Raw genomic sequence first — 8839 nt, 5'->3', positions numbered from 1 at the left:
CGCCGCGCAAGGCCGGCGACGCAAGGGCCCCTGGCACGCTCGCCATCTGTTCGCCCACCGCCGTCATCCGCTGCCAGGCATGACGATGCGCGGGATCCGCATTCAGCCATGTGTTCCATGCCGCTCGATCCATGTCGGTGGCGATACCTGATTGAAGTCTTGCGTACCACCTGGCCGCCGCGCCAATCGCCGCCAATTCCGCTGCCGAAAGGCTCATGCCAGCTGCAACTGAATGTGCATCAGGCAACAATGCTCCATGGCTTTGGCCATGTGGTTATTCACCGTACGCACACTGATACCCAGACGTTCGGCGATCTGCGGGTAAGTGAGGCCGTCGAACTGGGACAGGATGAACGTCTGCTTGACGTTCGCTCCCAGGCCTTGCAGCAGTCGATCGATTTCCATCAAGGCCTGGAGCAGGATCGCCTGATCTTCCAGCGAAGGGTGTTGCCACTCCGGCATCGCAGCCAGGGCTTCCAGATAAGACTGTTCCAGCGAGCGTCGCCGAAACAGATCGATCAACAGGCCCTTGGCGATCATCGACAGATAAGGTCGCGGCTCGCGTATTTCCAGCGCATTACGCGCCTTGATCACTCGAACGAAGGTGTCCTGCGCAAGGTCGGCGGCATCGAACGAGTTGTTCAGGCGCTTGCGCAGCCAGCCACTGAGCCAGCCGTGGTGGTCGCAATACAGATCATTGACGGCGCTGCGCAGGGACAATTCGTTGGCGGACATGACGATGGAATAATTCGCGACTGATAATTACTCGCATTGTCATAGTTGTAACCGGTTGTTGGCAATAGCCATTATCAGTTGCTGATCCAAGCCCCTTTCGACCCGACATGCCTATCAGACTTCGGACTCCAGAAGCTCAAACTTCACTTGATCAGGGTAGAACGCCACATAACCTCTGATCTGCTCGACCGATACCTTGGGGTCTTCATAACTCCACACCGCATTGGCGCCTTCGTGCCCCGGTATCTGCAGACTGAAATAGCTGGCGTCGCCTTTGTAAGGGCAATAACTGGTGTGGTCGGTGCGGGCGAAATACTGTTCGGCAATGTCCTCACGCGGGACGTAATACACCGGAGGATAGTTGGCCTCCAGCAGCACCAGCGCACGTGCGGACGCGGCCACCTGAATACCGTGGAACTTCACCAGCAGGCAGCCCGGTTGTTCTGCGATGGTAATGACGGCGGGGGGAGTAGGCATGGAATGCATTCCTCTTTGAAGGACTGGAATCACTGATGGCCGTGGCGTTGACCTGATTGAAGAGCTTGCCAGTGGCGACTGAGCTCGCTCCCCTCGGGTCGCCAGGCAACCCGAACGCCGAAACGGCCGATCCTTCAGGTATAACCCATCTTTTCCCCTCGCGATGGCTCCACAGCCGAACGGAAGCAAGTTCGCCTTTCTACATCGACTGCAAGGGCGAACGGCAGCACATCGTCATGCCTGTAATGACCGGAAACGGGGTACCTGTACATCCATACAGATAAAGGTTGCTCCATCGTTCGTCACCCGCCATTCTGTGCGCCTCTGACACACTTGTAGAACGATGGTGGTTATGCGGCTGTATCTCTGTGAAAAACCCTCCCAGGCCAAAGACATTGCGGCCGTGCTTGGCGCGAAACGTCGCGGCGACGGCTGCTGGCTGGGAACGGACGTCACTGTGACCTGGTGCATCGGCCATCTGCTGGAAACCGCGCCGCCGGATGCCTATGACGCTCGATACAAGCGCTGGGTGCTGGCCGACCTGCCGATCATTCCGGAAAAATGGAAGATGACCGTCAAGCCGCGCACAGCCAGCCAGTACAAGGCGGTCAAGCGATTGCTGGGCGAGGCCGATGAGCTTGTTATCGCCACGGACGCCGACCGCGAGGGCGAAATGATCGCCCGGGAACTGGTCGAGCATTGTCGTTACCGCGGCCCGATTCGACGCCTTTGGTTGTCCGCCCTGGACGACGCGTCGATCCGCAAGGCCCTGGCAGCGCTCAAGCCGGGTGCCGAGACCTTCAGCCTGTACCATTCGGCACTGGGCCGCTCCCGGGCTGACTGGCTGATCGGGATGAACATGAGTCGGCTGTTCACGCTACTGGGACGCCAGTCCGGTTATCAAGGCGTGTTGCCGGTGGGTCGGGTGCAAACCCCTACCCTGCGTCTGGTGGTGGATCGTGACCGCAGCATCGCCGATTTCGTCCCGGTCGCGTACTGGGCCATCGATGTGCACCTGCGGCACGACGGCACCGTATTTACGGCGCAATGGCGGGCGGCCTCCGAGGTTTGCGATGATCAGGATCGCTGCCTGAATCAGGCGCTGGCGCAGCAGGCGGCGAGCGCCATTGCCAGTGCAGCCAGTGCCCGTGTCATCAAACTGCGCACCGAGCGCATGCGCGAAGTGGCGCCACTGCCCTTCGACCTGGGCACCTTGCAGGAAGTCTGCTCGAAAAAACTCGGGCTTGGCGCGCAGGAAACCCTCGACATCGCCCAGGCGCTCTACGAAACGCACAAAGTCATTACCTATCCACGCAGCGATTGCGGCTACCTGCCGGTCAGCCAGCACAGTGAAGCGCCGTCCATTCTGGCGGCACTAAAACAAGCCGATCCGACCCTCAACGCCTTGAATGATTACCTTGAACCTCAGCGGCGCTCCCGGGCCTGGAACGATGCCAAGGTCAGCGCCCACCACGGCATCATTCCAACGGCGGCGGCAAAAAACCTCGACAGACTGGTGGGCAAGCAGCGAGCGGTGTACACGCTGATTCGCGCCCGTTACCTGGCGCAGTTCCTGCCCAACCATGAATACGACCGCACCCAGGCCGACTTCGATTGTGCCGGCGAGGCGTTGCGAGCCGTCGGCAAACAGATCGTCGAACCCGGCTGGAAACGCGCCTTGCCCGAGGCCCTGGCGCCGGCGAAAGGACGCGAGGCACCCGCACCGCAGACATTACCGGCGCTGGCTGAAGGGCGTGACTGCGCGATCGCCGACGTCAAGCTCAAGGACCTCTGGACACAACCGCCCAAACCTTTCACCGAAGGCGACCTGATCAAGGCGATGAAAAACGTCGCCAAACTGGTGGAAGACCCGCTGCTCAAGCAAAAACTCAAGGACACCACGGGCATTGGCACCGAGGCGACACGCGCGTCGATCATTCAGGGCCTGCTCGACCGTGGTTACCTGATCAAGAACGGCAAGTCGCTGGCTGCAACCCCGGCGGCGTTCAGCCTGATCGATGCGGTACCACGCGCCATCGCCGACCCCGGTACCACGGCGATCTGGGAGCAGGCGCTGGATATGGTGCAAAGCGGCGAAATGAGCCTGGAAGAATTCGTCACCAAACAGGCGGCGTGGATGAGCAAGCAAGTCGCCCGGTGCGCTGGACTGAGCCTGACCATCAGCGGTCCTGCCAGCCCCGCCGGTCGCGCTGCAACACCGTGGAAGAACAAACGCAAACCCGCCAAGCGAAAAACCGCGACCGCCGCCAAGCGCACGACCAAACCGGCCAGCAAAGCGTAAGGGCACTTCGCGCTGACCGTGATGGTCTAGTGTTCTTCAAGCCCGGCGACAGCCCCAACCCTGAAAAGGCATCGAACATGATCATTGTCCATCACCTGAACAACTCTCGCTCCCAGCGCATTCTCTGGCTGCTGGAAGAACTGGCCATTCCCTACGAGCTGAAGCGCTACCAGCGCGACCCGAAAACCAACCTCGCACCGCCGGAGCTCAAGGCGGTGAACGCCCTGGGTAAATCCCCGGTGATCGAGGATGGCGCACAGAAGCTGATCGAGTCCGCAGCGATCATCGATTACCTGATTCGACGTCACGGCGAAGGCCGCTTGCAGCCTGATCCGGCCACCCCTGCCTATGATGAGTATGTGCAATGGCTGCACTTCGCCGAAGGCTCGGCGATGTTGCCATTGATGTTGAACCTGTACGTAGGTCGCCTCGGCGAGGCCGGTGCGCCGTTACACCCACGGATCAATTCGGAAGTGGCCAACTACCTCGGCTACCTCGACACAGCGCTGAGCAAATCCGATTATCTGCTCGGCAACGAATTCAGCGCTGCAGATATCCAGATGAGTTTTATCGGCGAGATCGCCAGAGCCCAAGGCAAGCTGGGCCAGTACCCGCATGTTGCAGCCTGGGTCGAGCGCTTCCAGAAGCGCCCCGCGTATGCGGCCGCACTGAAGACAGGCGGCCAGTACGACTTCGCCCCACACTGATTCAAACCGACAGGAGCCGCCCCAATGCCCTCGGTAGAACTGCACGCCGCCCGGCGCGACGAATTGGAAACCATCGAGAATCTGATGCAGTTCTACACCTACGACCTCAGCGAGTGGCTGCCGCTGAAGCTAGGTGGGCATGGCTTCTTCAACATCCAGCCGATGCCGGATTACTGGCGTAAACCGACCACCCAACCCTTTCTGATTACCGTCGATGGCGAGCTCGCCGGCTTCGTGACCCTGGATGACGACACTCATTTGGAGGGCGCGGTGCACAACATCGGTTATTTGTTCGTCGCTCGGCGCTTTCGCGGTCAAGGTGTCGCACAGTTTGTCGTCTCTGCCCTCTTGAGCCGTCACCCCGGTGAATGGCAAATTTTCCATCTCGATAAGAACCAGCCGGCACGGCTGTTTTGGGCCAAGGTCGTGCCGGTGCTCACCGGCGGTGAATTCACCCTGCATCAACGACTTATCGACGAATACTCCTGCACTGTTTACCGTTTTCAGGCTTTTTCTCCCTCGCCCTGAATGACATGCCCCCGCCTTTTTTTTAATTCCAATCCGCTTTGTCCGACAATATGTAGTGACTGAAAATAATCACTACAAAACCGTTGACGCGTCCGATTTGCCCTTGCATGATGCAGACATCTCCCCGATCGGGAGTACGGCAACATGTTTGAGCAAGCTCGTCTGACCGCCGAGCTGTTTTTCCCGGATACACGCTGCCCACAAGGCAGATTGAAGAAGCTGACCTGGCCCGAACGTCCAGTACAAGGACGAGAAGCGCTGGCGATCAATCCTCATGAAGCTTGTGGCCGACCCTGAAAAGTCGGCAGTGGCCTCCAGGTTTTCGCTGCTTCTCTTCGTTGTGACGCTATTGCGTAGCAGTTATTCAACACGACTACATGCAACAGACGCGGGACCTCGCCACTGTCGGCGACTGAACGCTGACGTCCTGGTTTCGGTGCCAGGGATCAACTAACCGATGGGCTACCTGTATTAGCGAACCAACTTTGAAAGATCACCAAATGGTCAAGGGGCAAATTATGAATCTGAACAATCAACCAACTATCGAAGAACTGGCTCGTATGTTCGCGGCGCAAAAAGACAGCCAGGACAGCCATATTCTGTGGATCAGCAAATCGGGCCAGGTTCATATCGACTGCCTGTCGACACATGCCGATGAAGCAGAATTCGATAAGAATAATCAGAACCTGCTTGCCCGACTGAAGATGTACCGTCGCGGCCAGGGCTACGTCGGCAAGAAAGCCGCCGCTGATAAAGACTTCATTGGCAATGTTCTGCAAACGCTGAAACAGGCGTGGGCATCGATGCAGAACCAGAATGAAGTTCGGGTGATTGACCGGTTCTGCTAATACTTAATAAAACCAAAGCCCCCGTTCGTGTTTGCGAACGGGGGCTTTTGTATTTCTGCCACTTGGCCTCCTCCATCCAACTGTAGGAGTGAGTCTGCTCGCGATAGCGACTTATCATTCGATACAAATGCTGCCTGATGAATTGCCATCGCGAGCAGGCTCGCTCCTACGCTTTGATCTGTTGTGATCAAATGGTCCTGGTTGCCAGAACAAGCTCCAAAAAGGCCACCGACGCCGCACTGTGATAATTGTTTTTCCTGCGCAACAACGCCGCCCCACGTTTGGGCGGCTCCCCCTGCAACGGGATCTTGCGCAACGCGCGCTCCTCACTCGCAATCGATTCTGGAAGGACGGTCGCCATGGTCGTGTGCCGAATGACCTCCAGCAACGTGCTCACCGAATTGACCTCGATGCCTACCTTCGGCGTAATCCTTTCCTGGGCGAAGTACTCGTCAATTCGCGTGCGTGTCACGAAGTCTGTGGCCAACAGTGCGAAGTTCATCTGCGCGATTTCTTCGCAAGACAACGCCTCCTCACGCTCGAACAGCGGATGATCCTGCCCAACCATCACTCCCAGCGTCTCGGTAAATGCCAGGATCGATTCGATGTCTGTATTCCTGACCTGGTCAAAAGCGATGGCGATGTCCAGGGAGTCATCCATCAGCCCGGCCTCGATATCGTCCATCGACAACTCGAAAATCTGCAGCTTGATATTCGGGAAGCGCGCCGTGTAATCGCGCACCAACGGTCCCACCAGATACGCCATGAATGTCGGGGTCATGGCCAGCCGCAAGTTGCCGCGCGTCAGGTCCTTCACGTCATGCAGCGCACGCTTCCCCGCCTCCAGCTCCAGCAGCACACGGCGGGCGGACTCGATATAGGCCTCACCCGCATCGGTAGGTTTGACCACCCGCGAAGTGCGGTCGAACAGGCTCACGCCCAAGGCTTCTTCCAGTTGCCGGATTTGCTGGGACAACGTCGGTTGAGAAACGTGTAGCGCTTCGGCGGCACGGGTGAAGCCGCCGTGGTCGGCGACCGCGAGCAGATAGCGCAGATGTCGGAGCAGCATTGGGACTCACCTTCTATAGGCTGTGCTTATGCTTGGCATTGTATATGGGTCTTGGACGCTATGGATCGATCGGCAGAAGATGGCTTCACACCCAAGCAGTCATCTACGACAGGAGCACCACCATGCAACAGTCCTACGCCTACAACGATCCAAGCCTGGCCCTCACCACAAAAATCCTGGAGGCCAAGGCGCAAAAAGACCTGTCCTGGCAGGATCTCACCGATGGCACCGGCCTTGGCCTGGCCTACGTCACCGCAGCCCTGCTCGGTCAGCATCCGCTGCCGGAATCTGCTGCCAAAGTCATCGGCGAGAAACTCGAACTGGACGCTGACGCCGTGGCCCGCCTGCAGATCATCCCGCTGCGCGGCAGCCTCTCTGGTGTCCCGACAGATCCGACCATTTACCGCTTTTACGAAATGATCCAGATCTACGGCACCACGTTGAAGGCGCTGGTTCACGAACAGTTCGGCGACGGCATCATCAGCGCGATCAACTTCAAACTCGACATCAAAAAAGTCGAAGACCCGGAAGGCGGTTCCCGCGCCGTGATTACGCTGGACGGCAAATTCCTGCCATTGCGTCCTTTCTAAACGAACCGCGCACGTAATACCGCGAAACCTGTAGCCGCTGCCGAGCCCGCGAGGCTGCGTTCGAGGACGAAGTCCTCGCCCGCCAAACCCCACGACTTCTGCGAAGTCGAACACAGCCTCGCACCCTCGGCAGCGGCTACAGGGATCTGGTCAATTCATTAGAGGAAGCAACCATGAAAGCGCTGATTGAAGGTTTCTTGAAGTTCCAGAACGACGCGTTTCCGCAACGTACTGATTTGTTCAAACACCTGGCGACCACCCAGCACCCCGGCACCTTGTTCATTACCTGTTCCGACAGCCGTGTAGTACCGGAACTGTTGACTCAGCAAGAGCCGGGTGAACTGTTCGTGATCCGTAACGCAGGCAACATCGTCCCCTCCTACAGCCCACACCCGGGCGGTGTTTCGGCCACCGTGGAGTATGCGGTCGCGGTACTGGGCGTGACGGACATCGTGATCTGCGGCCATTCGGACTGTGGCGCCATGACGGCGGTTGCCCACTGCAAATGCATGGACCACCTGCCTGCCGTCAGCGGCTGGCTGCAACACGCCGAGTCGGCAAAAGTCATCAATGAATCCCGCGTGCACGCCAATGACGCCGCGAAGGTGAGCTCGATGGTTCGCGAGAATGTGATCGCCCAACTGGCCAATATCCAGACCCACCCAAGCGTGCGCCTGGCCCAGGAAAAAGGCCTGTTGAACCTGCATGGCTGGGTCTATGACATCGAGACCGGTTCGATTGATGCGCTGGATGCCGACAGCCGCGGCTTTGTGTCGCTGGTGGACCACCCAACGGCCTGCGCGGTCTACGGCAAAGCGGTTGCCGCCGCCTGATCAGACGACAGCGACCGCCATTGCAGCGGTCGCTTAGCGTTTGACGCTTAGATCGGTCTGCGTCATGCGACTGCGGATGGTGAACACACCATCTCCCGAAAGAATCGCACTGCGGGCAAACAGACGGCCACTTTCCCAGTTCGAAAGCCCCAACTCCGGCTTGTTCAAGGCGTATTGGCCGTCGACCCAACGGGTTATCCCGTTGCCCACGAACGGCGCATTGACCGCGTTATAGAAGCGCGCTTGAGCGGCGGCATCTTCGCTGATCAACGAGACCGTGAATTGTGGGCTGTAGCGATTGAACAAGGCGATGGACTGGTCCAGGTCATCAACGATTTTCAGACTGACTTCCGGCGTCTCCTCCCATTCCCACTCGCGCCCCAATTGCGCTTCGGGCAAAGGCTCGGCCAGTGCTTCGGTGCGATAGCCTTCGGCGCGGTACACCTCGACGCTCGCGGTTTGCCAGTCCGCCGGCAAGCACGGCTCGCTGCCTTCGACGATGTGCAACTTGCAGCCCTGCCCCCGAGCAGCGCCCGCCTGTTGCAATGCATCGAGAAACAGCGGCACCAGTTCTGCCGCACGGTCGCGGTGTATCAGGCAAACATTGAGGGTGTTGCAGACTTTACGGTCGAGGGAATTGCGCACCACGCTGGCAAAGCGCCGGGCATCGGCGTCCTTGTCCGCGATGAGCCAGGCGCCGCCGGTGCCGTGCAGGCTGACCGCGGTGCCGGACTGCTGGGCGATACTGCC

Annotated in this window: 11 protein-coding genes and 1 pseudogene; 7 read left to right on the top strand and 5 right to left on the bottom strand. The window is 58.9% G+C overall.

Translation table 11 applies throughout. The features are described 5' to 3' along the window. From GBC55_RS29105 to GBC55_RS29095, 3 genes are all read right to left on the bottom strand, one after another. Positions 1 to 217, bottom strand: a 217-nt coding sequence (locus GBC55_RS29105) for a DUF4880 domain-containing protein (protein WP_247267058.1), incomplete at its 3' end; no start/stop codon positions are given. Continuing rightward, complete coding sequence (locus GBC55_RS29100) at positions 214 to 735, bottom strand: sigma-70 family RNA polymerase sigma factor (RefSeq protein ID WP_162441083.1); 522 nt, start codon at positions 733 to 735, stop codon at positions 214 to 216. The genes GBC55_RS29100 and GBC55_RS29105, both read right to left, overlap by 4 nt. Before the next feature lie 114 nt (positions 736 to 849). After that, a complete protein-coding gene (locus GBC55_RS29095; protein ID WP_162441082.1) occupies positions 850 to 1212 on the bottom strand; it encodes a DUF427 domain-containing protein in 363 nt (120 codons plus the stop codon). Between the two features lie 352 nt (positions 1213 to 1564). Here GBC55_RS29095 and GBC55_RS29090 point away from each other — a divergent pair, with 352 nt between their 5' ends. The 5 genes from GBC55_RS29090 to GBC55_RS29070 all read left to right on the top strand — a co-directional run bounded on the left by GBC55_RS29090 (position 1565) and on the right by GBC55_RS29070 (position 5597). Beyond that, complete coding sequence (locus tag GBC55_RS29090; protein ID WP_162441081.1) at positions 1565 to 3514, top strand: DNA topoisomerase III; 1950 nt, start codon at positions 1565 to 1567, stop codon at positions 3512 to 3514. Positions 3515 to 3591: 77 nt separating this feature from the next. Beyond that, positions 3592 to 4221 (top strand): glutathione S-transferase, encoded by a 630-nt coding sequence (locus tag GBC55_RS29085; protein WP_162441080.1) that lies wholly within the window; start codon positions 3592 to 3594, stop codon positions 4219 to 4221. Positions 4222 to 4245: 24 nt separating this feature from the next. Further along, positions 4246 to 4749: a GNAT family N-acetyltransferase gene (locus GBC55_RS29080; protein ID WP_162441079.1), complete on the top strand. Its 504-nt coding sequence runs from the start codon at positions 4246 to 4248 to the stop codon at positions 4747 to 4749. A gap of 144 nt (positions 4750 to 4893) precedes the next feature. Beyond that, a complete protein-coding gene (locus GBC55_RS29075) occupies positions 4894 to 5046 on the top strand; it encodes a hypothetical protein (RefSeq protein ID WP_007946257.1) in 153 nt (50 codons plus the stop codon). Positions 5047 to 5267: 221 nt separating this feature from the next. Further along, positions 5268 to 5597: a hypothetical protein gene (locus tag GBC55_RS29070; protein WP_162441078.1), complete on the top strand. Its 330-nt coding sequence runs from the start codon at positions 5268 to 5270 to the stop codon at positions 5595 to 5597. 187 nt (positions 5598 to 5784) lie between these two features. On the opposite strand, the gene cynR is transcribed toward GBC55_RS29070, so the two are convergent. After that, positions 5785 to 6666, bottom strand: coding sequence for a transcriptional regulator CynR (gene cynR / locus GBC55_RS29065; RefSeq protein WP_162441077.1), 882 nt, complete (start codon positions 6664 to 6666; stop codon positions 5785 to 5787). 122 nt (positions 6667 to 6788) lie between these two features. On the opposite strand from cynR, the gene cynS reads away from it, so the two are divergent. Further along, positions 6789 to 7256 carry a cyanase gene (gene cynS / locus GBC55_RS29060; protein WP_162441076.1) on the top strand — a complete coding sequence of 156 codons (468 nt, stop codon included), beginning with the start codon at positions 6789 to 6791 and terminating at the stop codon, positions 7254 to 7256. A gap of 173 nt (positions 7257 to 7429) precedes the next feature. Beyond that, a complete protein-coding gene (locus GBC55_RS29055; RefSeq protein WP_162441075.1) occupies positions 7430 to 8089 on the top strand; it encodes a carbonic anhydrase in 660 nt (219 codons plus the stop codon). A gap of 33 nt (positions 8090 to 8122) precedes the next feature. Here GBC55_RS29055 and GBC55_RS29050 read toward each other — a convergent pair. After that, a pseudogene (locus tag GBC55_RS29050) lies at positions 8123 to 8839 on the bottom strand (glutamate-5-semialdehyde dehydrogenase); the annotation flags it as partial.

This window comes from Pseudomonas sp. TNT3 (assembly GCF_010095445.2).
Taxonomy (GTDB): domain Bacteria; phylum Pseudomonadota; class Gammaproteobacteria; order Pseudomonadales; family Pseudomonadaceae; genus Aquipseudomonas.
This window is presented reverse-complemented; position numbering and strand designations above follow the sequence as displayed.